Source organism: Anoxybacteroides tepidamans (assembly GCF_014201465.1).
Taxonomy (GTDB): domain Bacteria; phylum Bacillota; class Bacilli; order Bacillales; family Anoxybacillaceae; genus Anoxybacteroides; species Anoxybacteroides tepidamans.
This window is the reverse complement of the sequence record NZ_JACHEP010000012.1, coordinates 1-26,234: the sequence shown is the minus strand read 5'-3', so window position 1 is coordinate 26,234 and position 26,234 is coordinate 1. Positions and strand designations below refer to the sequence as shown.

The following is a 26,234-nucleotide window of genomic DNA, read 5'->3' as shown; positions in this document are numbered from 1 at the left end:
TTGTATCGTACCTATGAGGAATTGAAACTACGGAGCGGTTGGATATGTAAAAGGTTGCGATAGTGGTTTGTATCGTACCTATGAGGAATTGAAACTCATCATTTTCTTGTGTATCTTTTGTATTGGTAACGTTCCGTTTGTATCGTACCTATGAGGAATTGAAACATCGACGAAGCGGGTATCATGTTCAACTCGAGGGGTTTGTATCGTACCTATGAGGAATTGAAACTAAAACCGCTTTGCTAATCCTTTTCTAAATATATCGTTTGTATCGTACCTATGAGGAATTGAAACAAGGCTACCTTAAAAGCAGGCAGACATCACGTTCTGTTTGCTTTTTTGTTTTCGCTTTATTTCATTAATCATATTATTCAGAAAAGTGTTGCATGCTATTTAGCGAATTTTGTATGATGAACATAAGGATATTTTTTGAAAAGGTGGATAGTTGATGAAATTGTTAACATTTCTCGGTACGAATACATATCAAGAAACCGCCTATCGTTTTCGCGATCGTGTGTACGTCGCAAAGTTTTTTATGTCTGTACTTGCTCAAGAACTTCAACCAGATTCCATTTGCGTATTTATGACGGATGGAGCGAAAGCGAAAAACGAAGGAGCTTTGTTCGATGAACTGAAACAATGCGGGATAGACGTAGCTAAAGTTCAAGCAGTACATATTCCAGATGGACAGACAGAAGAAGATTTGTGGCGAGTTTTTTCGATTATTGCTGATCAAGTGGATGAGAATGAGTCGATCGTTCTTGATATTACGCATGGGTTTCGTACGTTACCGCTCGTCGGAACGATAAGTTTACAATATTTAAAGTTTGTGAAACAAGTATATATTGCTGGTGTATATTACGGTGCGTTTGAGGCAAGAAAAGAAGAGCAGATGGATGATAAAAAAATTGTGATCACGCCAACTTTTGATTTGACCCCTTTCGTTTACCACCTTCCTGAATGGCAGCGCGCAGCAAATGAACTTGTGACGTTTGGAGATGCGAAAACGTTAGGGTCGCTCCTCGAAACGTTGCATAACCAACTTCGAAAACAAAAAATCGCGGTAAATGAACTGAAACGCTTTGGAAGTTACGTCAATGATATTAGCGCGTATTTAAGAACGGGACGGATTAAGTCATTTACCCAACTGTTCGCAAAGTCTGAAAGCATATTACAGCAAGAACAACTAGTGAAAGAAATTGAACAGTTTGTGCCACCAGTTCGTTACATTTTTCATCAGCTTGTTAACTATATTCAATGCATTGCCCCGAAACAGTCGCGACTGCATACATATTACGACTTAGCGATTTGGTATGGCGACCATCATTTACTCTCCCATTGTTTCATCATGTTGCGAGAAATGATTGTTTCGCTCATATTGGAACGTGTGCTTGGTGAGATTGGTCCGATGCCAGATGATCGTGAATTTCGCTATGATCCAATACGGAAAAAAGGAGAACGATTGCTTACTACATTGTTAAAGCAACAAGAAAAGAAACAGTTGCGCAATCCATTGTTGAAAGAGCTTGCTGAAAAGCTTCATCGTTTGACGAATTATCGTAACGATCTTGGACATTTCAGTTTTCGCACAAATCATGTGCTGCCAAAAGTTTTTTATCGTTTTTATGAAGAAGAAATTAAATCTTATAAGCTATGTCAGTTGTTAGAAAACGAACAGCTTTGGGATGAATTAAAAAAATGGCATGAAAAACAAACGATAGAGCATGAACCGAATGAAACGGTTCTAATTACCCCGTTAGGACTAAGTAAAGGATTGCTTTATAGCGCTATTATGCATAATAAGCCAGAGGCGATATGGGTATTGACATCAAAAGAGGGCGAGCAACAAGTGGACGAGGTTTGTAGACAAGCAGATTTTCGCGGAAACGTACATGTTGCGGTGATGGAAGATCCATATACGGACTTTAATAGCTGGTTAACTTACATGAACCATTTGATTGAAACGATAGAAAAATACAAAGAGGATCGAATTCAGTTCATTGTCAACCTAACAGGTGGCACGACGGCGATGCAATATGTTGTCCAACAAATTGCTGCAAAGTTAGAAGAAAAAGGAGAACGTGTACAGTATGTTGCACAAGTGGACCGCCGAGATGTAGCTGAGCAACAAGCGAATCCGTATGTGTTGGGGGAGCAGTTTATGGTGATTGAAATGCATCACTTGTTTTTTTAATTTTCTCACAAATAAAGCGGAGGTGCTTTCGTATGTCGACTTTTGATAAGCAAAAAATTAATGTATTGATTTGTACAATCGGTTCTAACCCTCTTCCCATTTATGTAACAGTTAAGTATTTATTGCAAGAAAATCGAAATGACTTAGACATGTTACCTAAGCCTGATCAACTTCTTTTTGTTCATACACAAGATACAAAACCAGTTTTTAAGAATTTAAAGGAAAAAATCATCGGGCTAGAAAGTGGGATCATTGGTAATATTGATTTAGGAAACGGAGAAAGAAACAGGGATGATGTTGTAGGTAAACTTACGAATGAACTCCATAAATTAGAAGAAAGTTACGATATAGCAAGCATTAATTTGTTTTATACGGGTGGAACAAAGCCAATGTCGGTTTTTAGTTTTCTGGCAGTTGAGGAATTTGTAGGAGAGAAAAATATTCAAAAAATATATAGTGATTTACATCCTGAGCATGCAGTGATTGCTGTGGGAAAAAATACATTTCCTCTTTCAGATGGCAAAGACTTAAGAGACTACATATGTATTACAATTAAAGATCTTTTTGAACTTCATAAGATGCAAATCTCGAACCAAGGGAAAGAAACGATGACATTTGATAATGTAGATATTGTGCAGTTTGCAAAAAGAATGATTAATATTGTTCGTGAAGATTCATATAACAGTTGGCGTAATAGTCTTGGAAGAATGAGTAGGGAAATCAATAATAAATATGGTTTGAATAAAAAAGACATTGAATCAATGCGAACGGATTATGAGGATGTTTATAGAGAGATAAAAAATTTTTTTCCTATTAATTGGTCTGTTGTATCAGAATCAAACGCATCTTTTAAAAAAGTAATTGAATTTCTTCACGGAAAATGGTTAGAAGATTATATGTTATATGCTATTCAGCAGATCAAGAGTGATATATGTCTATCAGAGGTACGCCAAGGGATTGAAGCAAAATACGAACTTCGTCCTTGTGAACTCGATATTGTAGCTATGAAAGGGTATCAAATGTATTTGTTTTCTTGCACTACTTCTTCTGAAATTAAAATTGTAAAAGGAAAAGCGTTTGAAGCGCTCCATCGTGCAGAACAATTAGGAGGAAGCCATGCGAAAGTAGTTATGGTAAGTATGCTTTCCTCGAAAAAAAAGGGGAATCGAGGGAATGAGAACTACAATGATAACTTGATGAAAGATTTAGCATCATTTAATGCTCAATACGAGAAGACAGTATCTTTAATAGGTTATGAAGAATTAGAGAATTTTGAATTGTTAACTGAAAAACTAAAAGAAATTTTCTGCTTATGACGTGATGTTGATTTTAAGGAGGTTGTGAACATTGGCCTTCATTTTGTCTATATTTGATATTAGTGGAATTCAAAAATATGTATTTCAATCTAACCGCTTACAAGAAATTGTCGGCGCTTCAATGTTAGTTGAAAAATCTTTGTCACAATTTTTAGTAGACGCCATTAAAGAAGAAATACCAAAAGGGCAATATGTTGTTGACTGGAAACATGCTACCGATTTTTCATTTTTGAATGATTACCATATTCGTTCCGAGATTATATACATTGGCGGGGGAAATGCGTTTGTTGCTTTTAGGGAGGAAGATGATGCAAAAAGGGTGACAAGACGCCTTTCTATTATTTTATTGGAAAAAGCCCCTTCTTTAACCTTTACAGCGGTTCATGATGTGGTTAAAGGGGAAAATTTCCACGAAGATCGTAAAAATTTAACAGTTGCTTTGTTAAAAAAGAAAAGTGAAACGATTCCTCTTACGCGAATGGGAGGGATTTCGATTACACAACTTGACGATTTAACATTTCATCCTGTTACAGATTATGACGACAAGTACGGATTTTTATCTACTGAAAATTTCCGAAAGAGAGAGGCTTTCCAAGAAAAGAAAAGCATATTACAGAAAGACAAAAAGTTTCAAATTCCACTCGAATTTGACGATTTAGGTAGAGAAGAAGGGGAAAGTTATATTGGTGTTGTACATATAGACGGCAATTCATTCGGGAAAATGTTAAAAGCCCTTCTTTGTGACGAGAGTAATTATGAACGCGCTGTTTGGAAAATACGAAATATTTCTAAAAAAATTGATGAAATTTATAAAAATACATTTACAGAGGTTGTAGAAGAATTAAAAAACAGTTTCAAAAATGGTAAAATCGGCACAATTCAACTTAAGAAAAAAGGAGAACAATATTGTTTGCCTATTCGTGATATTGTTCTTGATGGAGATGATGTGACATTTGTTTGTGACGGAAGATTAGCTTTATATGCAAGTTACGTATTTTTAAAAAAACTGTCGGAAAAAAGTTTAATAGATGGTGAGTCCATTTCCGCGTGTGCAGGAATTGCAATTGTAAAAAGCCATTTTCCTTTTTATCGCGCCTATCAAATTGCAGAGCAATGTTGCCAGTCAGCAAAAAAGAAAGCGAAAGAAGATGGTGATCTCGTTGAAAGTTGGATGGATTTTCATGTTGTTTCAAGCGGCATAACAAATGATTTACACGAGACGAGAAAAAAACATTATCAAATTCCAATGGAGGATTCTACTGATTCCAGTAAAGGTTATCATTTAATATGGAGACCTTGGCTTGTGAAAGACGATAATTCAACAAATAGCAACTATAACTTTAAACATTTTATCAATATACATCAGTCATTTAAATCAGGAGACAAAAAGTGGCCTAGAAATAAAATGAAGAAGCTTGAAGAAGTTCTTATGTTGGGAAAGGTGGAAACAGAAATTTTTCTTGAAGAAGTAAAAAGCAAAGGTCTTGTGCTGCCAACATCACCGATTAGAGAGATTTTTGACAGTTATAGTCGTACTCCTTATTACGATGTGTTAGAGATGTTTGACTTTTTTATAGATTTAGAGGAGGAAAATAGAGAAGATGAGAATCAAGATGCAGCTTCTTTCTGATCTATGTCCGTGTTCGGGGGAGGGATTGGCAGGAATATATGATGCAGATATTCATTTCGATTCGTATGGAATTCCTTTTATTCCGGCAAAGAGAATAAAAGGATGTTTAAAGGAAGCAGCTCTTGAATTAATGGATGTAGATCATAGTATTCAAAGAGCTACTTTTGAAAAGCTATTTGGTTTACCAGGAACGAAAGATAGTATTGTGAAAATTGGAAATGGTTATATTGATAATTATGAAAAGATTATACAGGAGTTGAAGAAGTTAATAGAGTCTCAATATAAGAAGTATGCCCACCCTTTATTAATTCAATCTTATTTTACAACAGCACGCATACAAACGAGCATTGATCCTACATCACATACTGTCAAAGATCATTCTTTACGAACAACGCGACTGATTAAATCAGGTCTGATGTTTTATTTTGATGTTCATTTTGATGAGTTTGATCGTGATTGTATTGAGTTGTTGGAGAAGAGTTGCAAGTTATTACGTCGCATCGGATTAAATCGAACAAGAGGTTGGGGAGAGGTAGCTTGTAACCTAGAAAGAGATGGACATGTTCCAACAGACAATCAATATGTTGGAGAGGCTTCTAGCTCTAACAACGAACATACAGTTCTTGTCTATGAATTAAAGTTAAAATCCCCGCTATTTGTATCGATGGAAGTTGGAAATTCTTCGATGAGTAATACGCATATTACAGGAGGACAAATTCTTGGTGCCTTAGCTTCGAATTATCTTAAAAAACAAAAATTGACCGGTGATCAGGCGCATGAAGATGAAAGATTTCGTGAGCTATTTCTTAGTGATAGCGTAAAGTATTTGCATGCTTATCCAGTGACGAAAGATAATCGACGATCATTCCCAATCCCACTGTCAATTGTTCAACAAAAAGATGAGGAAAAAATTTACGACTTAGCAAATGATGATAATTATGAAGAAGTACTAGAGGAAGAGATACAAACGAAAAAAATAGACGGTTATGCATACTTAGAAGATGGCAATATTGAACTTGTAAAGGTAGATACAGAGGTGTATTATCACCATCGTCGCCCACAAGATCGAACAATTGGACATGCGACAAATGAGGATGGGCAATTTTATCAAATAGAAGTAATAAAGAAAGGACAAGTTTTTCAAGGACTTATTATCGGAGAAAGCAAGTGGCTCAGCTACTTAAAAGAAATGATATGCGATACGCCTGTCATTCGGCTTGGTCGCTCGAAAACAGCTCAATATGCAGAAGCGGAGATCAAGCTGATTGAGCCATCATACGTAGAAGAAATTGATTGTGAGCAATACATATATCCAGGTGATCAAGTAGTAGTTACCTTGACATCGCCAATGATTTTATTTGACGAGGATGAGGGAATAATTAAGACAGACCCAAAAGGCATTGTGGAAATGTTTTCGAAAAAATATCCTTCTTTTTCATATAAACGTAGCTTTATTCGAACAAAAAGAATTTCCGGTTTTAATGGAAAGTGGAAAATGTCAAAACAGCAAGTTGATGCTATCGATGCGGGTAGTGTGATTGTTATGACATACGAAGGAGAAGAGGAGATTTGCACGTCAGATATAGTTAGAGAAAGTTACGGTTTAAGGACAAATGAAGGATTTGGTCGCCTTGTCATCAATCGGCACGGTCAATGTGCGATAGGTGTATCTGATAATCGTTCAAATTCAGAAAAGAAAACTAAGAATGCATATCGATATATACAGCCAATGTTAGACCATATTTTAAAAGAACGAGTTTATTTCATTGTACGACGTTTTGCACTAGACGTAATCCGAACAGAAAATCAATGGGCGAGTATGAGTCATTCGCTCATATTTAAGCTTATTGATATGTTAAACGTTTCAAGCTGTGTAGAAGAGTTTACTCGTCTAGCAGAGAACGTAAAAGGGGATTTGCCTCGTTTTATGTTAGAAACCGAACAGTCTGCAAACAGTGTAGCTGATAAAGTGAAAAATAAAGTGGAGAAAGTGAAACGTAAAGTGTTGTCGGATGAAGATTGGAACTTGAAAATGTCAAAAATAGCATCAGGCGATCTGAAAAAGTGGATAGAGACACAGCCATTTGATTTGTATAAGTATTTTGTGCTTACGACTCTTCAATATATCAAATGGTCGAACCGACAAAAAAAGGGGTGAATACTTCAAATGGGGCACGTCAATGATCGTATCGTCATGCTCATTTTCGTGAAAGGGATTTTTGAACTCACATCACCCTGCTTGATTGGCTCAGGTAAAAACGAACAGACAGATATTGATTTTATGAGAAATCATGAGGGGAAGGCATTCATTCCAGGGACAACTTTGGCAGGGGTGTTTCGAAATTATCTCGTTTCCAGAGGGATAGATCGAGCACTAGTCGCGGCAATGTTTGGTCAAAGTATAGAGGAAAATGGAGAAACGACATTAAGTCGCCTTTTCGTTTCTGATGCTCATGTATTAGGTAATTGTAAAAACTGTTTTGAAGTTCGTGATGGAGTTCGATTAGACCACAAAACAAAAACGGCTATTGATTTAGGAAAATTCGATTATGAAGTAGTGAAAAAAGGAACAAAGTTTCTAGTAAAGCTCGAATGCGTTTTTAGAGAATGTGATGACATTGCGAAACTTCAAACAGTGTTATTTTATCTCTTAGATGCGATGCAAAAAGAGAAAGTGGTACTAGGTGCAAAGAAGCAGCGAGGATTCGGCAATGGAAAGTTACGCGATGTACAAATTTTGCTTCTTGATTTTACGAAAGAAGACAAAAAACAGGAATATATTGAGCAATGGATTCATTTTGACTGGGGAACATTCACGGGGAATATAAATGTGGATGAATTGGATAGAAAAGTAGATTTAGGCATACCAGAGGAAAAAACGATGAAAATAAAAGTACCTTTACAAAATGTCTATTCACTAATGATTCGGAACTACCGAAATTCAAGAAGCTTTGCTGAAAAAAGTGTTGATTATACCCAACTATGTTCAGATGGAGTACCGATTGTTCCCGGTACGTCTTGGGCTGGAGCGTTTCGTCATCGAATGAAGACGATAATGGAACAATTATACGAAAGCGCTGGTAGAACGACCTTTTCTGATCTAGCTAGAGAAAAAATAAATGACTTGTTTGGATATGTAGATGAGCAGAAAAAACAATCGAAAATATCTCGTATTCGTTTTCATGAGTCTGTGATTTCTAAAGGAAAATTTGTGAAAAATGCCAGAGTGAAGATTGATCGTTTCACAGGAGGTGCAGCAGGCGGAGCATTGTTTGATGAACTTCCTCTCTATGGAGGGGACACGCAATTAGTAATTGAAATAAAGGAAGCAAAAGATGAAGATATTGGGTTACTGCTTCTAGCTTTAAAAGATTTGATGAAAGGATATTTAGCGATCGGGGGAGAAACAAGCATTGGAAAAGGAATTTTTTCAGGTTCCGCTATTTTCTTAGAAACAGATAAGGGTGAAGTACAAATGAACGAAAATAAGGAACAGGATTATTTTAGAGCCCTTTACAATGCGATTTGCCAATCAAAATAAGGGGGACTTGTATGACGTTATTTAAAGTAGAAGGACAATCATTGGTTGATCTCATTACACAACATATGAACAACCAAACAGCGTATGTGTTAGTATGGCTAGATCACATTGTTCAAGTCGGTATATTGAGCAATAATAACATCGTGCTTTTCAACGGGCATATTGAAGAAAAGTATGTACAAGAAATTCGTATTTTTCACGAGTTTGCTGAGCTCCACTTAAGAAAGTTTGAAGGAAAATTTATTGGTCGAATGATAGAAGATGACCATTCGATTTCAACATTGCATACTTTTGATGAGAAACATTATGTACTTGGCAGTATAGAAAGTTGGAGCGATGGTTGGTTAAGAGTATCAGAGAAAAATAGAGGTTTTGGAATATACATCCCTTCAAACAAAAAAATATTAGGAAAATTGTGTTATCAAGTACGTAACTATTTCAAAGAAGATGAGCATGGACAGCTTTATTTTTATGATGCTCGCTTGCTAGGATTTTGTGAGCCGAGTGGAATGTTTCTAAGTCTGGAGGAGAGACAATGAAGAGGAAAGACTTTGAAAAAAAGAAGCAAGATTATCAACAAAAACAAATAAGATTTGTAAATCCATACAATTTCATTTCACTTGGAGCAAAATGTAATAGGATAAATTGGTATGAAATGGAAGATAGAAGCTTAACAGGAGTCATTGAATGTACGTTGGACACGAAAACACCTATTTTTATCCCAAATTCCACAAACATGAATGCGTTTCAGCATAAAAACTATGTAAAAGAGGAAGCGCGAACGTTAGAGTTTTATTCATATAACACTATTGTAGAAAACTCATTGACTTCCCAGATGTTCGATCCAGTCATTCCGGCCAGTGAATTAAGAGGTGTCATTCGTTCAGCTTATGAAGCTGTTACCGATTCGTGCATGTCTACAGTTTGTACTGATGAAGTTTTATATAGTAGAACAAGTATACCTTGGAAACCGGGGATACTACGAAAAGATGAGAGAGGATATTATATCCAACCCTCTCGAAAGTACCGAGTTCCTCAATCCGAAACAGATGGAATTGAGGAAGGGGAGAAAGTGTATTTTGAAGTAGTCGGAAAAAATAATAAAGCAAAAATAGTCACCCGTGGTTCAAAAGAAGGATATTTTCATCGAGGAGAATATTTTCCTAAAAAAAAGCACGAAGCTATTTTTATGGAAACAAAAGAAAAACCAATTCCTCTTCCACAAAATTTCGATGCGATTGAACACCTAAGAAAGGTACTCTGTTTATATAACAAGGAAAACAAAATAAATCGCCAAGAAAATCATAAAGAATACGCACATTATAAGCTCGAGGAAGGCAAACCGATCTTAGTATATTATGCTGAGTACAATGGAAATTTTTATTTGTCACCAGCATGTATTTCGAAAATGGTATTTCACAAAACTGTTAAAGAAATTTTAGATGAACAAGGCGGTTATTCTCCTTGTGTAAATGAAGAAGTTTGTCCAGCTTGCGCTTTGTTTGGAATGGTAAGCAGCAATCGTTCTTTTGCTTCTCGGTTGCGATTTACCGATGGAAGAGTCGTTAGGGAAGAAAATATGAAAGGTTTTTTTGAATCACCGAAAGTGTTATCAGGACTTTCTTCTCCTAAACTCTCCGCAATGGAGTTTTACCTCGAGCCTCCCAGTGAAGCGGATTGGTGGACTTACGATTATGCTGGGAAATGGAATGGAAATGGTAAAAACGGAAAAATGTTCGTTGTCGATGAAAACTATAAACCGCGGTTAAGAGGAAGGAAATTTTACTGGCACTCTCAGCAAGTGAAATGGATGAATTACGATTCAAATAAGTCATTATCTCCTCTTGAATGTGTCATTCGTCCAGTTAAAAAAGGTGTCAAGTTTTCTTTCCGTATTTTTTTTGATGGAATTAGTGAAGTAGAGTTGAAACGGTTAATATGGACTTTAAACATCGGAGATAACGAAAATACACACTATCATAAAATCGGCATGGGGAAACCTTTAGGGTTAGGAAGTGTGAAAATTAAGGTAGACCGAGTAAAGATTAGAAAAATAGTGCTTTGTCGTGATACAATTGAATATAAAGAAAGTGAAAGAAACTATTCAATCGAGGAAATTGAAAGTCATATCGATAAAATGAAGAAAAATATTGCTGAGTTTTTAAGAATCACAAAGTTTAGTGATGATATAAGAAATATTTCTTACCCTATAACTGCTGAAAATAGTGCTGAAGGATACAAATGGTTTGTTGAGAATAGAAGAGGAGAAAAAATAAAACAATCACTTCCGCATATATTGGATGATGATATCACTCTCAAAGGTTAAGGAGATGTTATTTTTTACGTCATCGTTCTCTCATTTAGAGAGCGATGACTCATTGATTTTGTCGGTGAAAATGCAAGAGCACGGCTGTTGATGATCCAAAATTAGGCATACTTCACCCATAAATTAGGGCATACTCAAATAAGGTAGCTGCCATCCCGGATTTCCATTCGAGAGGAAGTTGTCCAGATAAAAAACGATGAATGAAAGAAATGAAAAGAAGGTGCGATTGCTATCCGCTTTTGTATAGCCATCTCAATGACACATAAGCGATAGATGCCGCAAAGAGCGGATTGTATATGGCTTGCTCGGTCGTGTCAAATTTAAAGTATTGCATTATCCAACGGAAAAACACTTCAATTGTCCAACGCTCTTGATACATCTCAGCGATCTTTTCTGCTGATGCGTCGAAAATGTTTGTGACGACATGAATGTCCTGATCATTCTCACTTGGGAAGGTGACGATACGGTAGTGTTTTTCTTACGTATGGATATTATTTACTAATAAACACGTACAATCGAATAGAGATTTTGTTCAATAATTCACAACTGTCGTCGACCTCCAATCTTGCAAAAATCCCGGGGGATCGACGACACTTTATTTTTTTCGGCAATTTCAGTTCTATCAACGGATTGAACATATTGACTGAATTTTTCTGCGATTGTATAATAGCCTTGTATATGATTTCCATATGCTGATTTATCAGCACTTTTTTGGGTTTGTATCGTACCTATGAGGAATTGAAACGATTCGACAAGTGGAAACGCGCAAGAGCAAATGCCTAGTTTGTATCGTACCTATGAGGAATTGAAACTCGATCTGTGTTTCTGCTTGGCTAATGATAAACAACGTGTTTGTATCGTACCTATGAGGAATTGAAACGCTAGAGACAGTGTGATGGATCGCGTCATGGGACTAGATAGTTTGTATCGTACCTATGAGGAATTGAAACTACTTGTCATAGCAAATTTCTTTCACCGAAACGCCGTGGTTTGTATCGTACCTATGAGGAATTGAAACAATACAAGCTGGTCACCGCCAGGTAAAGGTGGCTTGTTTGTATCGTACCTATGAGGAATTGAAACCGTAAAGGGACATTGATATCGACTAGTCCGCGTTTTAAGTTTGTATCGTACCTATGAGGAATTGAAACCTCAACGATAGACGCAGCGACCAATCGACACGTATCGGTTTGTATCGTACCTATGAGGAATTGAAACAAAACGAGACAGTCAATATGACAAGTCCAACACTACGTTTGTATCGTACCTATGAGGAATTGAAACTCTCAAAATGATGGGCTGGTAAGGAGGTGAGAAGAGTTTGTATCGTACCTATGAGGAATTGAAACGCTAATTGCTGCAAAATCTTCAATGCCTCGTTAGCGTTTGTATCGTACCTATGAGGAATTGAAACACGATAAAGGTATCCTCGGGACGAAGGATAAAATATGTTTGTATCGTACCTATGAGGAATTGAAACCCCATTGTGGGTATCGACAATTGTTATGTAGACGAGTTTGTATCGTACCTATGAGGAATTGAAACACTGGATATTGCGTGCAATAGATTAAGCGGTATCCCAGTTTGTATCGTACCTATGAGGAATTGAAACCAAAAACAAGAAAGAAAAAGCGTCAGTTCGGAAAAGTTTGTATCGTACCTATGAGGAATTGAAACAATCCAAAACATAAAATTCGGCGTTCTCCGGCTGAGTTTGTATCGTACCTATGAGGAATTGAAACTGATCGTTCGGACTGGCAAGGAATCAAGGTTACTATGTTTGTATCGTACCTATGAGGAATTGAAACCGCGAAGCATGGCAGACCGTTTAATGAATACGGTCTAAGTTTGTATCGTACCTATGAGGAATTGAAACCTTGCCGAGATCACCCAGCAAAGAAAGCAAAAGGTGTGTTTGTATCGTACCTATGAGGAATTGAAACGTAGAAGGTCTGAATGTCTTTTTCATTGAAACTAAGTCGTTTGTATCGTACCTATGAGGAATTGAAACCCCATTGTGCTAATGCCGTGATTTCATCATCGCCTTGGTTTGTATCGTACCTATGAGGAATTGAAACCACTTTCCACCGAAGATTGGAATGAACGGGTAGCACTGCGTTTGTATCGTACCTATGAGGAATTGAAACTGGCGATGACGTATGCCGAACACAAAAGATGGGTGGACGTTTGTATCGTACCTATGAGGAATTGAAACAAGATCACCTTCCGCCTGCCGACTGGCTATGCCTCGTTTGTATCGTACCTATGAGGAATTGAAACCACCTTGCATGACGAGCATTTCACACGACAGGTATGCGGTTTGTATCGTACCTATGAGGAATTGAAACCAGCACAGTCCACCTTCGCCAAAGCAATGGTATCAACGTTTGTATCGTACCTATGAGGAATTGAAACAATTCATCTACAAAGTCAGCAAACGCAAATGCTTTCAGTTTGTATCGTACCTATGAGGAATTGAAACCGGAAGTAAAACAAGGCAAAGAAGGCGTGTCCATCGTTTGTATCGTACCTATGAGGAATTGAAACTCTGTCCTCCGCTTTGTTGGCTTTGTGGTTCCGTCGACGTTTGTATCGTACCTATGAGGAATTGAAACAGCTGATTTCCCGACGTTCAAGAGGATAGATGTTATCGTTTGTATCGTACCTATGAGGAATTGAAACTATTGAACAGTTGGAAGAGTTGAAAACACATGACCGTTTGTATCGTACCTATGAGGAATTGAAACCCTTGTATCGCGTTCTTTTTGCTCTCCGCTACCTTTCGTTTGTATCGTACCTATGAGGAATTGAAACTACGAGTTAGCGCAAAATTATGCGCGTCTAATGGAAAGTTTGTATCGTACCTATGAGGAATTGAAACTTGTAAAGGTAAAATACTTCTCTTTCGTTTTGAGAGTTTGTATCGTACCTATGAGGAATTGAAACCGTTCTAAATGTCTTCCTAATACTATACCATTCAGAGTTTGTATCGTACCTATGAGGAATTGAAACTGTACTGGATTCGGCGTGAGGCCGCAAATGTAATATCGTTTGTATCGTACCTATGAGGAATTGAAACAGTGTCCGGTGCCATCTTCTCACTAAAACCGTAAAATTTGTTTGTATCGTACCTATGAGGAATTGAAACTAATGTCTTCACCATTCATTGATCGGCTGATAAGTGTTTGTTTGTATCGTACCTATGAGGAATTGAAACATTCACCTTCTCCCTGTCCTGCGATGTAACCGTAGTTCTTGTTTGTATCGTACCTATGAGGAATTGAAACAAGTAAAATTTAATAAAGGAGTTGGTAATGATGAAAATGTTTGTATCGTACCTATGAGGAATTGAAACTTTGAATGTAAAAAGATGACAAATGATATAGAACAAGGAGTTTGTATCGTACCTATGAGGAATTGAAACTAGTATTCCATAAGTCATTCAGAGCAGAACCTATACGTTTGTATCGTACCTATGAGGAATTGAAACTATATATCTTTACATTTTTTTCTCATTTCTCTCAATGTCCGTTTGTATCGTACCTATGAGGAATTGAAACACTTTTGCTCGGAAGGAAAATATGCAAAAGTATATGTTTGTATCGTACCTATGAGGAATTGAAACGCCCTCACCTCCTTTCACTCCATAGTTAGCACCAAGCGTTTGTATCGTACCTATGAGGAATTGAAACGCAAAAGCGCTAATCGGAATCAAAAAAACAGCAAAAAGTTTGTATCGTACCTATGAGGAATTGAAACAAGCATATGCATTCACGATGGATTCTTTAATAGTGGTTTGTATCGTACCTATGAGGAATTGAAACAATGCGTTTGGTGTGGTCGTTGGCATTCCAAACCATTGTTTGTATCGTACCTATGAGGAATTGAAACCCGTTTTTGACCAAGGTATCGAAAGAAAATGGGAAACGTTTGTATCGTACCTATGAGGAATTGAAACGTTGGTCTGCTAGTCCGTCCCATGTATAGCGCTGCGGGTTTGTATCGTACCTATGAGGAATTGAAACTTTTATCCATCATCATCTTTTGGAAGTCGGTCCGCGTTTGTATCGTACCTATGAGGAATTGAAACCCGTTCACAACGGTTGTGGTATTCAGAAACGATTGCGTGTTTGTATCGTACCTATGAGGAATTGAAACGTTTCTAACGTTTGTAAAAATTCATTGTAAAGTTTGTTTGTATCGTACCTATGAGGAATTGAAACTCCAAAAGAAGTAGCACGTTTTCGAAGATATGCAACGTTTGTATCGTACCTATGAGGAATTGAAACTACAGTTCCGTGAGTTTGGCTGTTTTGCTCATACCGTCAGTTTGTATCGTACCTATGAGGAATTGAAACTAAGTCTGATACGTCTTATACCTGTTCAAAAAACGCATCGTTTGTATCGTACCTATGAGGAATTGAAACTCACCTCCTATAAAACAATGCCATCTGTATATGGTACAGGTTTGTATCGTACCTATGAGGAATTGAAACCATTTTTGACATGATACATCATCGAAACTACCGATCGTTTGTATCGTACCTATGAGGAATTGAAACTGAAGTTCGATTGGCAAATCACGTTTAAAATTTGCAGTTTGTATCGTACCTATGAGGAATTGAAACCCATCATCAGCGTACAAGTTGCCATCTTGTACGGACAAGGTTTGTATCGTACCTATGAGGAATTGAAACTATCCCTCATATCATCTTTTTTAAGGATAATAGGCTTGGTTTGTATCGTACCTATGATGTAAATTAGCACACTATTTCAGAATTACTTTTTCAAATTATTTTGGATGAAAATCGGAAATACAGCGCAAAATGTTTGCGAATTCTCTCGAATTTTACACGCTTTTTCCGATCCTTTGCACATTATCTCAGACGAACATTGGAAAAAGAAGGAGGCTGACTCCAAAAGTCCGCTAAAAAGCGGACTTTTGGGTCAGCCGCATGTCTAAAAAATGAGAGATATCCTTTTTCTTTATCTGATGGGCACGAACTGATGTATGGATAGAACGACTTTTAACACTAAACTTGACGGATATGGGGACAAGGACATCAAAGGGACGGCAGAAAATAACGAAAAAAGAAAAAGCCGATTTGATTTTTGCGGATACGGTAGCGATGATTAAGCCGAAGAAGGACAAGAAGAAAAGCTAAAAGGAATCAAAAAAGGATAAATAAGGGTAATATAGAAATATAAGGGGCAAAAAGCGGACTTTAGTTGGAGGTTGCCTTTTTGTCCCTTCGTAAAAGTAAATTTATAGTTAAACAGTAAATTTAACATATATGCAACGCTAGTGAGGGTGCCCCGTTACTTTTTGGACACCCCCATTTTTTATTTTAGGCAAGAAAGAAGCGGAAGGGAATATAGTAGAGGTGTGGTATTTGAGAGCGGTAAAGCGGTAAAATAAAAAAGACCAGTCAAAGCAGCCCGTGTTAAGGACCACATTACCAGCCTTCGTGGAATTAAATCATACTTGACTAAAAAAGTCAAGTATGAAACTGGTTTTGCAATTCGTGTGAAGAATCACAAATCAGTTTAACTATAGTATGTGTTTTTATACTGGGATTATTCTTCAAAGGTATGTAAGAGATATTTATCAGGCATTTTATAAATTCCATATAGTAATTGCTGATCTGCATGCAATGAAGGTAACTATTCAGCCGTTACATAGAAAAAGTTTACGAACTCTGGTTTATTCTCGCTCCCCTTGTCTATACTAGTACCATCCAAGACAAGGGAGGTGAACATGATGGCAAACGTTGTTTTTGATTTCCAACAAGCGGTCTTTACACTCGAAAGCATGGTCGCAAAAATCGAGCGTCAAGCACAAACCATTGAAAAACTCATCAAAGAAAACGAACAGTTAAGACAAGAAAACGAGCAACTACGTCAAGAAAATCAACAATTGAAAGCACGTATTGCAGAATTAGAAGCCCGTACAAAAAAAACAGTACCAATAGCCATTTACCGCCGTCCTCTGATCGGTTTGTGGCGAAATCTCCTTCTCGCCAACCGTCGGGGAAACAGCCGGGCGGGCAGCCGGGGCACCGAGGAACGACGCTCCGCCAAGTACCGAATCCTGACCACCGAATCCTTCACCGCGTGACCAAATGCAAAGGATGTGGTCACTCTTTAGAACATGTCGCTCCGCTTCAAGTAGACATTCGCCAAGTGTTCGACCTCCCAATGGTTCGAATGGAAGTGACTCAACACGAACGGGAAGTGAAGGGTTGTCCGGAATGTCATCTTGTCCAGCAGGCGGAGTTCCCTTTTTATGTCACCAATCATGTACAATATGAACCGGTAATCACTTCGCTCATTTTATACTGGAATCATGCGCAGTTGATTCCATGTGAACGTGTCACGGAGATGGTCAAAGCGCTAGTGGACCATTCGATGAGTGCAGGCACGGTCGTGAACATGACGAGACGATGGCTCCCTGTGTTAGAAGCAGCGATCGAAGAGATCGAAGCGGCGTTGCTAGTTTCCAAGACGTTACACGTCGATGAAACAAGTCTGCGTGTGAACGGAAAGAAGCAATGGGTGCACGTAGCTTCCACTGCCAAGGCCACCCGATACGGACTGCATCGTTCTCGTGGCAAGCAAGCGACGGACGACATCGGGATCTTGCCGCGGTACAAAGGAACGATGGTGCATGATGCGTATTCGGTGTACCCGATGTATACAGAGGCGAGCCATGCGCTTTGCCACGCTCATCATCTCCGGGAGCTTCGGGCATATACCGAACTGTACGGCCATTCATGGTCGAAAGAGATGACCAAAGCGCTGTTGGAGATGAAACAGGCGGTGGAGAACGCGGGCGGAGCTCTACCGGAAGAGGAAGTCCGGTATTGGGAAACCGTGTACGACGAGCTTCTAGCGAATGGTCGCCGAGAACTCGATGAACGTTGCCGGCAAAGCAAGCATGACGGCGTCCGCAACGCGCAAAATTTCATCCAGCGCCTAGAAAAGCGCAAACAAGAATCGCTTCTCTTCCTGCGAAAGAAAGAAGTGCCGTTTGACAACAACCAAGCCGAGCGCGATTTGCGGATGGTGAAAGTCAAACAAAAAATTTCTGGAACGTTTCGTCAGGAAGACGATGCCGAGGCTTTCTGCACCATTCGCAGCGTCATTTCTACCCTGCAAAAACACGGAAAGCCGGTTTGGGAATCGTTGCAAAAACTTCTAAGTGGGGAGTCTCTCGAAACGATTCTCCATTCCTCCTAGGGTGTTTTCGATACCGGAAATGCCCTATTGGTGCTGGATTCTGAAAATCTCGCTCGTATTGGGCTGAATGGATACTAACATTTATTTATCTAACATCACGAGTGTTGATTATCCATTATTTTACTAAAAAACACAGAATCATATGACTGAACACAAGCTTTTCTGCCTCTTCCCTCGAACAAGAACGCCGGCGGGCAAATGTCATTTGCCCGCAAAGCGTTCATTGTTCGAGGAGGGCATGCTAATACTCCCAGTCGGCAAGCGAACCGCTTGCCGACTACGGCAGAAAAGCTAGGAATAGAGCGATGTCAACTGGTTTTTAATGGTTAATCAACACGTCTGATCTAACATTTATTTATAAAGAGGGTACGCATGTTGGAAAAATGGAAATCAAAACTAATAATCTTGACTGGTATTATTCCTTTATTAGTAGGTATTGTTATGATAGTAAATGTAGTTACTATGAAAGATGATGTTCGAAAAAAAGAACCAGATCATCATTTTTTGAAATAATGTATATACTATGTATATACGTTATGAGTTGGGGGTGATATAATGAACTCAAAGGAACATTTAGAAAGCAAAATAAACCAAAGTAAAGGAGGGGACTACATGTCTACAGTTGTTGCTCAAAAATGGGGAAACAGTTTGGGTATTCGTATCCCAAAAGATGTTGCTGATAAAATAGGGATCAAACAAGGTTCCGAGATGGAATTAAACGTGATTGGAAATGAAGGTATCATCACATTAAAACCAAAACGAACACGGAAGAAATACACATTGGAAGAACTAATATCACAGATTACACCTGAAAATCGACACGAGGAAATTGATTTCGGGATAGAAGGGCGTGAATTGATTTAATGCCAACAGACATACCAGAGAGAGGCGATTTCGTTGTTTTAAACTTCAATCCACAAGCTGGCCACGAGCAGGCTGGGAGAAGGAATGCTATTGTTTTATCGCCTAAAAAATTCAATCAAGCAACAGGATTTATAGCTGTTTGTCCGATTACCAATCAAAAGAAAGGTTATCCCTTCGAAGTGGATTTGCCAAAAGAAGGAATATCCCTTGATGGCGATAGCTATCCAATAACAGGGGTAGTTTTAACTGATCAAATTAAATCATTGGATTGGAAAGCTCGTAATCTAAAAATTTTAAAGAAGTATAATCCAGAAGATGCACAGATTGAAGAAATAGATAAAATAATTGATGAATGCCTAGCGAAAATAGAAACATATCTGACTTGACATAATCCTTTCTCTTTCAGAAAGGGTTATTTTTTGTACTTTAAACCCGTGGTGCTAGTGAATTTGCTCATCTACAGTAAAGAAATTATGGCATGGATATAGCGACAAAACTAGGTGGGAAGAATTTGACGCTTACTTTGAGCCCTTTTGTATCAAGGGATTAGAGGTATTTTGTTTGCCTATTCACTGTCGAACTCGGAAAAAAGTTTGTACCGTACCTACGCGGATTCGGATTTTCGCACCTATACCGCTGTTTAGACTTAAGCATATTGCTGTGAATAAAAAAACCAGCGCTCAACACGCTGACTTGTTTAGCATGGCTTAATCGTTCAGTTTTTCATGTACTTCTTCTTCCGTCATATCCAGTATATTAGCAATTTCCGCAACGCTCATTCCTTTTTCAAGCATTTTCTGAATCATTTCGCTCTCTTTTTGCTTCATGCCTTCTTTGAGTCCTTCTATTCTTCCTTGCTTCAACCCTTCTTTCAATCCTTCCTCCCAACTTCTGCGAATGTTCGATAGTTGGTCAAGTAGCCATTTGAGCCGCATTTCGTATGCGTAGCGATTTTCAGGATCAACGCTTAAACTTTGCCATTCTTCTAACGCTTCGAAAATTTCTTGTTCAGTCATCGCGATTCCCTCGAATTCGTGAACCATTTCTTCATCCACCTTTTTTGTCCGATTATCTACAGCCGACAACATCGTCAACCACGGCCATTCGGGTGACCGCTTTACATCACGGAGGTATTTATTCCATATTTACCATAAATTGTTACAAGTCGATTACATGAAATTCAAGATGTGGGCTCCAAAGAAACTGTTCTTCGTCTTCGCGGATGTGGAACACGGTATGAAAGCGGTCGGTTTCGTGCGGAAAGAGCGGATAGCTGAGGATGGCGATCATAATGGTCGGTGGAAGTGTTTCGTACCGTTCTCCTTTTGATAACGAAGAGGAAAATAGCCGCGCCCAGTAATACAATAGCCGTTCAGGCATGCCGTATTGCGGGATGATTTGAATTTCGGCGTGAATGAGTTCGCCACGATTTGTGCGGACGATGACGTCTAGCCGTCCCGTTTTTCCGTCTTCTGTTTCTTTTGTCAGTTCGGTGTTTTCAAACTGCACATCGACGATGCGGTCATCGCCTGTCCGATGCAAAAGCGCGTTTAAAAACGCCATCGTAATTGACTTTCGGCTCGGATGGCCAAACAGCTGTTTAAACATAAAATCCATTTTTAAATCAAGATACTGCATGTACCTCACTCTTTCGTGAAATATTCGGATACAATTTGATTACATTCGGGAAATATGGGAAATACAAGTGTGGAAAATGCAATTTTGCGGTGCTTTTTTTACAAAAGTAGTGGGAAAAAGCAGGGGGGACAAGGGTTTTTTTCGGAGAACTTTGGATGAAAAAATTTATAATCGAAAAGAGACGATGGAATCATTGTTTAATAGTTCACAACCATCGTCGGCCTTCAATTTTAATCCTATCTATGAAAAATGAGACTTATCACTCCTCATTGTTTGAAAAATTTTTTGTCAGCAAAAATCGCCATTGCACCTCCCTCGCCCAGCATGTTCTAATAGAGATGATAGGAAAATTATGAGTTTATTTACATATTGCAGACAACGGAGGGCTGGAAGTGAAACAAGATGTAATCATCCGCTTCGATGGTGTGACGAAGCAGTATGATGGGCTTGTGGTGTTGGATGATGTGAGTTTTGAAATGGAGAAAGGGAAGTTTTATACGTTGCTTGGGCCGTCGGGGTGCGGGAAGACGACGATTTTGCGCTTGATTGCTGGATTTACCGAGCCGACGGAAGGGACGATTTATTTTCACGGGCAGCCGGTCAACCACGTTCCAGCAAATAAGCGCCAAGTGAATACGGTGTTTCAAGACTATGCGTTGTTTCCGCATTTGGACGTGTTTGAAAACGTCGCGTTTGGCTTGCGGGTGAAGAAGATGAAGGAAGCCGATATTCGCGACAAAGTTGCGGAGGCGCTTCAGTTTGTCAACTTGCAAGGATACGAAAATCGGAGAATTCAAGAAATGTCCGGTGGGCAAAGGCAGCGGGTGGCGATTGCGCGCGCGATTGTTAATGAACCAGAAGTGTTGCTTCTAGACGAACCGCTTTCCGCACTCGATTTAAAGCTGCGCACGGAAATGCAATATGAGTTGCGCGAGCTGCAGCGCCGGCTTGGTATTACGTTTATTTTTGTGACACATGACCAAGAAGAAGCGCTGGCGATGTCCGATCAAATTTTTGTTTTGAATAAAGGAAAAATCGAGCAAAGCGGTACGCCGAAAGACATTTACGACGAGCCGGTCAACCGGTTTGTCGCTGACTTTATCGGCGAGTCGAACATTTTATCCGGCCGGATGGTGAAAGACTACCTTGTCGAGTTTGCCGGCAAACAATTTGAATGCGTGGACTACGGATTTCAGCCAAATGAGCAGGTCGATATCGTCATCCGTCCAGAAGATTTAGAAATTACGGCGAAAGACCGCGGCAAACTGCGCGTGCGCGTCGATTCGCAGCTATTCCGCGGGGTGCATTACGAAATTTGTTGTTACGATGAAAACGGCAACGAATGGCTTGTCCACTCGACGAAAAAAGCGGAAGTCGGGGAGGAAATCGGGCTTTATTTTGAAGCAGAAGCAATTCATGTCATGCGCGTAAAGGAAGAGGATGCCGATGAATAGCGTGCGCAATGTTTATTTATTTCCGTATGTGCTATGGATTATTTTATGCGTCGTGGCACCGATTGGCTTGATCGTATATGATTCGTTTTTCGACATTGAAGGGCATTGGACGTTGGAAAACTATACGAAATTTTTTACGCCTGTTTATTTAAAAATGACGCTCAGTTCGTTTTGGTATGCGTTTTTAATTACGTTTTTTTCGCTCCTTATCGCCTACCCGACGGCGTATTTGTTGACGAAAACAAAGCATAAGCAATTATGGCTGTTAATGATCATTTTGCCGACATGGGTGAACTTATTGTTAAAGGTGTATGCGTTTTTAGGCATTTTTGGCACGTTTGGGCTGGCAAATGCGGTGTTGAGCACTATTGGTATCGGCACAAAGCAAATTTTATTCACCGATTTTAGCTTTGTATTTGTGTCTGTCTATATTTTTATTCCGTTTATGGTGTTGCCGATTTTTAATGCGCTGGAAGAATTGAATCCGTCGCTTGTCGATGCGGCGCGCGATTTGGGCGCTTCCGCGTGGACGACGTTTCGGCGCGTTGTGTTTCCGCTGACGCTCGATGGCGTCAAAGCAGGGTGCCAAGCCGTCTTCATTCCGGCGCTCTCGCTCTTTATGATTACACGCTTAATTGCCGGAAACCGCGTCATTACGCTCGGTACGGCGATCGAAGAACATTTCCTTGTCACCCAAGATTGGGGGATGGGGGCGACGATTGCGGTATTTTTAATTATCGTGATGGCGCTTGTCGTCATTGTCACAGGGAATCGGAGGTGATGGGCATGCGGCGGATGAAATGGGGAAATGTGTATTTAATTTTTGTCTTTATCATCTTGTACACGCCGATTTTTTATTTGCTGTTTTATTCGTTCAACAGCGGAGGAGCGATGTATGATTTTCAAGGGTTTACGCTTGAATGGTATCAAGAAGTGTTTCAAGATACTCGCCTGCTTATGATCGTTTTAAATACGCTAATTGTTGCCCTGTTGTCTGCGCTCATTTCAACTGTTTTAGGTGTCGTCGGCGCTTTGGCCATTTATTATGTGAAAAAACGGCAAGTAAAAAATGCGCTTCTGACGTTGAATAATGTGCTCATCGTTAGCCCAGACGTCATTATCGGTGCTTCTTTTTTAATTTTGTTTACGATCGCAGGAATTAAGCTCGGTTTTGTTTCGGTGCTATTGTCGCATATCGCATTTAGCGTCCCGATCGTTGTGTTGATGGTATTGCCGAAGCTGCAGGAAATGAGCCCGACGTGGGTCGATGCGGCGCGCGACTTAGGAGCGAACGAATGGCACATCTTGACGAAAGTGATTTTGCCGTTTATCACGCCGGGCATTTTTGCGGGATTTTTTATGGCGCTTACGTATTCGCTCGATGATTTTGCAGTGACATTTTTTGTGACAGGAAACGGATTTTCGACATTATCGGTCGAAATTTATTCGCGGGCGCGGCAAGGGATTTCGCTGTCGATTAACGCGCTGTCGACCCTTTTATTTTTGTTTACCGTTCTTCTTGTCATCGGCTATTATTTCATGAGCCGAAAAAGCAGCCGTTTGTATGGGATGTGGGGGAGAAAATGAGAAAGCTCGTTCAATCGTTTACGGTCGTTTTGCTGGTGGCGCTTGCGCTTTTATATGTATCCAATCGTCTAAATGAAACAGAAGGTTATGCAGGGAACAATACGATTACCGTATACAACTGGGGCGATTATATTGACCCAAAGCTCATTCAAACATTTGAAAAGCAGACGGGATTGAAAGTCATTTATCAAACGTTTGATTCGAACGAAGCGATGATGGCGAAAATCGCGCAAGGCGGAACGACGTTTGACGTTGCCGTACCGTCGGAATACGCCGTCAGCAAAATGAAAGAAGAAGGGCTGCTTCTGCCGTTAGATCATGCGAAGCTGCCGAATTTAAAGTATATCGATCCACGTTTTTTAAATTTATCATTTGACCGCGGCAACCGCTACTCTGTTCCATATTTCTGGGGAACGGTCGGAATCGTTTATAACCGCGACATGCTTGGCGGTAAAAAAATTACGAGCTGGAACGACTTATGGGACAAAGATTTGCGCAATCAAATTTTGCTTGTCGATGGGGCGCGTGAAGTAGTAGGAATGGCGTTAAACAGCCTCCATTATTCGTTAAACGATGTGAATAAAGCGCATTTGCAAGAAGCAAAGCGGAAACTAGATGCGCTTGTGCCGAACGTAAAAGCAATTGTCGGCGATGAGATTAAAATGTTGATTGCGAACGAAGAGGCAGCGGTCGGTGTCGTCTGGTCGGGAGATGCCGCAGAAATGATTGCCGAAAACGATAAACTCGACTACGTCGTACCGAAAGAAGGATCAAACTTATGGTTTGACAATATGGTCATTCCAAAAACGGCGAAAAATATTGACGGTGCGCACCAATTTATTAACTTCATGCTCGATCCGAAGCATGCGGCGCAAAATGCAGAATATGTCGGCTATTCCACGCCAAACAAAAAGGCGCTGGAGTATTTGCCGAAAGAGATCGTAGGCGACAAACGTTTTTACCCGGATTTCGACTCTATCGAACATTTGGAAGTATATGAAAACTTAGGAAAGCGAATGCTTGCTTATTATAATGAACTGTTCTTAGAATTTAAAATGCATCGGAAATAAAACACATCCCCCTTGCGTAACGCAAGGGGGTCATCTATATGAGAAAGGGGGATATGATTTATTCAGCTGCTTTTAGCTTGGCTAACTCTTTTTCCACTTCTTCTTGGAAAAGCGGCGATACGGAAAGCGCTTTTTGCGACTCATATACATAGCTGCTTGCCTTTGCTTCGGCTTCAAGGGCGAATACGCGTTCTTCCATGCGGGCAAAGCCTTTGAGCGCATGTTCTGGATGAAAAGAAACGAGCGATGTGTTGATCGTTTTGATTGCTTTGGCTGCATTGGCGCGGGCGATTAAGTCAAGTTGTTTCACTTTCAACTCTTCATATGTTTCTTTTAATTTCTTTAATTGTTCTTTTAAATATGTCGTTTTTTCGGACAATGTGGTATACTGCTGCTTGTATGCATCAAGTTTTTTCTCATAGAGCAATTTTTCTTGCAAGGCCATTTTTGCGATGGCCTCTTCATTTTTTTCCACCGCGAGCTTCGCTTGGCGCGCTCTTTTTTCGACCATTTCTTCCGCGTGCTGAATCAAACGCTCGTAGCGGTTTTCGACGATAAATTGTTGGGCGAGTGCTTGTTGTGCTTTCTCGATTTGTTCTTCTAATTCACGAAGATATTGTTTTGTCATGCTAATTGGGTCTTCACATTTGTCGATCAAGTCATGCAAGTCCGCAAGAACGACATTTTTGATACGTTTAAAAAGTCCCATTTATTTTTCCTCCTTTTGGATATTTTTTTCCCATTCGTCTAAAAAGTCACTAGTTTGTGCAGTCGGCACGGTAAACGGTACAACCTCTTCATTGAATATGTGGTTTGTTGTTCGGCGTTTTTTATACATAACGTAAGCCACGAACAACGCCAACGGAATGAGCAACACTTTTGGCAGAAGGGCAACGACCCCGATTCCCATTAGCGCTATTCCTGCCCATTTCCAGCCGGAGCGTTTCGATGTTTTCCAGATGATCCAGCCGATTGCGATCATCGCCAATTGGAAAAGAAGCGCGAAGACACCGAATATCATCCAGCCGCCAGCCATCATGCCGCCACGTATTCCGTGACGGAAAGCGAAGTGGCGATGTTCGCCTAATTCACCACGATGGAACATGCTAGGCTGTCCGTTGAACGATTGAAAATGGCGCGGCCCGTCCATCATCATCCCGTGCATTCTTCCACTAAACCCGATATTCATTAGCACAAACAATCCGCCTAGCACTACTGTTGCCAGCAACAATCCAAGCAACACCTTTCTCTTTTTCATCCTTTCACCTCCTTTGGCTTGTCGGTACTGTCAAAAGTTTTAAAGACGTACCCCGATTTTTTGTTGATTTTACGCAATGAATGATAAAAAAAGCTTGCCACCCCTGTTGTTTGCGGT

The 26,234-nt window shown here is 39.7% G+C and carries 16 protein-coding genes, 3 pseudogenes and 1 CRISPR repeat array; of the genes and pseudogenes, 15 read left to right on the top strand and 4 right to left on the bottom strand.

What is annotated here, in order from left to right:
• Window positions 1–448: 448 nt before the first annotated feature.
• Genes csx2 through HNQ34_RS10830 form a run of 7 tightly spaced genes read left to right on the top strand, consistent with a single transcriptional unit; the run spans window position 449 to window position 11,007 of the window.
• Entirely contained in the window at window positions 449–2,194 is a 1,746-nt protein-coding gene (gene csx2, locus HNQ34_RS10860; RefSeq protein WP_183254426.1) for a TIGR02221 family CRISPR-associated protein, read from the top strand.
• 32 nt (window positions 2,195–2,226) lie between these two features.
• Window positions 2,227–3,510, top strand: coding sequence for a PDDEXK family nuclease (locus HNQ34_RS10855; protein ID WP_183254423.1), 1,284 nt, complete (start codon window positions 2,227–2,229; stop codon window positions 3,508–3,510).
• Window positions 3,511–3,541: 31 nt separating this feature from the next.
• Window positions 3,542–5,140, top strand: coding sequence for a Cas10/Cmr2 second palm domain-containing protein (locus HNQ34_RS10850; protein ID WP_183254421.1), 1,599 nt, complete (start codon window positions 3,542–3,544; stop codon window positions 5,138–5,140).
• A gap of 25 nt (window positions 5,141–5,165) precedes the next feature.
• Complete coding sequence (locus HNQ34_RS10845) at window positions 5,166–7,298, top strand: RAMP superfamily CRISPR-associated protein (RefSeq protein ID WP_183254419.1); 2,133 nt, start codon at window positions 5,166–5,168, stop codon at window positions 7,296–7,298.
• A gap of 9 nt (window positions 7,299–7,307) precedes the next feature.
• Window positions 7,308–8,681 (top strand): RAMP superfamily CRISPR-associated protein, encoded by a 1,374-nt coding sequence (locus HNQ34_RS10840; RefSeq protein ID WP_183254417.1) that lies wholly within the window; start codon window positions 7,308–7,310, stop codon window positions 8,679–8,681.
• An 11-nt stretch (window positions 8,682–8,692) separates the two neighbouring features.
• Entirely contained in the window at window positions 8,693–9,220 is a 528-nt protein-coding gene (gene csx19 / locus HNQ34_RS10835) for a type III-D CRISPR-associated protein Csx19 (RefSeq protein WP_183254415.1), read from the top strand.
• Window positions 9,217–11,007 carry a TIGR03986 family type III CRISPR-associated RAMP protein gene (locus tag HNQ34_RS10830; RefSeq protein ID WP_183254413.1) on the top strand — a complete coding sequence of 597 codons (1,791 nt, stop codon included), beginning with the start codon at window positions 9,217–9,219 and terminating at the stop codon, window positions 11,005–11,007. The genes csx19 and HNQ34_RS10830 overlap by 4 nt, the downstream gene beginning before the upstream one ends.
• A 112-nt stretch (window positions 11,008–11,119) precedes the next feature.
• Here the strand turns inward: HNQ34_RS10830 and HNQ34_RS17540 are convergent.
• Window positions 11,120–11,482, bottom strand: a pseudogene (locus tag HNQ34_RS17540) (transposase); the annotation flags it as partial.
• Window positions 11,483–11,722: 240 nt separating this feature from the next.
• Window positions 11,723–15,704: a CRISPR direct-repeat array (repeat unit 30 nt; unit sequence GTTTGTATCGTACCTATGAGGAATTGAAAC).
• 1,064 nt (window positions 15,705–16,768) lie between these two features.
• Here HNQ34_RS17540 and tnpC point away from each other — a divergent pair.
• The 4 genes and pseudogenes from tnpC to HNQ34_RS10805 all read left to right on the top strand — a co-directional run bounded on the left by tnpC (window position 16,769) and on the right by HNQ34_RS10805 (window position 19,496).
• Window positions 16,769–18,246 (top strand): annotated as a pseudogene (tnpC, locus tag HNQ34_RS10820) (IS66 family transposase).
• A gap of 372 nt (window positions 18,247–18,618) precedes the next feature.
• Entirely contained in the window at window positions 18,619–18,759 is a 141-nt protein-coding gene (locus HNQ34_RS10815) for a hypothetical protein (protein ID WP_183254411.1), read from the top strand.
• Window positions 18,760–18,801: 42 nt separating this feature from the next.
• Entirely contained in the window at window positions 18,802–19,110 is a 309-nt protein-coding gene (locus HNQ34_RS10810; protein WP_062679016.1) for an AbrB/MazE/SpoVT family DNA-binding domain-containing protein, read from the top strand.
• Window positions 19,110–19,496, top strand: coding sequence for a type II toxin-antitoxin system PemK/MazF family toxin (locus HNQ34_RS10805; RefSeq protein WP_183254409.1), 387 nt, complete (start codon window positions 19,110–19,112; stop codon window positions 19,494–19,496). Before HNQ34_RS10810 ends, HNQ34_RS10805 begins: the two co-directional genes overlap by 1 nt.
• Before the next feature lie 321 nt (window positions 19,497–19,817).
• Here HNQ34_RS10805 and HNQ34_RS17985 read toward each other — a convergent pair.
• Window positions 19,818–20,748 (bottom strand): annotated as a pseudogene (locus HNQ34_RS17985) (Rpn family recombination-promoting nuclease/putative transposase).
• A 392-nt stretch (window positions 20,749–21,140) separates the two neighbouring features.
• On the opposite strand from HNQ34_RS17985, the gene HNQ34_RS10795 reads away from it, so the two are divergent.
• The 4 genes from HNQ34_RS10795 to HNQ34_RS10780 are packed head-to-tail and all read left to right on the top strand — an operon-like array spanning window position 21,141 to window position 24,859.
• Window positions 21,141–22,202, top strand: a complete 1,062-nt coding sequence (locus HNQ34_RS10795) for an ABC transporter ATP-binding protein (protein WP_183254407.1) — start codon at window positions 21,141–21,143, stop codon at window positions 22,200–22,202.
• Complete coding sequence (locus HNQ34_RS10790; RefSeq protein ID WP_183254405.1) at window positions 22,189–22,983, top strand: ABC transporter permease; 795 nt, start codon at window positions 22,189–22,191, stop codon at window positions 22,981–22,983. The genes HNQ34_RS10795 and HNQ34_RS10790 overlap by 14 nt, the downstream gene beginning before the upstream one ends.
• 5 nt (window positions 22,984–22,988) lie before the next feature.
• Window positions 22,989–23,789: an ABC transporter permease gene (locus HNQ34_RS10785; protein WP_183254403.1), complete on the top strand. Its 801-nt coding sequence runs from the start codon at window positions 22,989–22,991 to the stop codon at window positions 23,787–23,789.
• A complete protein-coding gene (locus HNQ34_RS10780) occupies window positions 23,786–24,859 on the top strand; it encodes an ABC transporter substrate-binding protein (protein ID WP_183254400.1) in 1,074 nt (357 codons plus the stop codon). Before HNQ34_RS10785 ends, HNQ34_RS10780 begins: the two co-directional genes overlap by 4 nt.
• 58 nt (window positions 24,860–24,917) lie before the next feature.
• Here the strand turns inward: HNQ34_RS10780 and HNQ34_RS10775 are convergent, their stop codons facing one another.
• Window positions 24,918–25,568: a PspA/IM30 family protein gene (locus tag HNQ34_RS10775; RefSeq protein WP_183254399.1), complete on the bottom strand. Its 651-nt coding sequence runs from the start codon at window positions 25,566–25,568 to the stop codon at window positions 24,918–24,920.
• Entirely contained in the window at window positions 25,569–26,117 is a 549-nt protein-coding gene (locus tag HNQ34_RS10770) for a hypothetical protein (RefSeq protein ID WP_183254396.1), read from the bottom strand.
• Window positions 26,118–26,234: the final 117 nt, after the last annotated feature.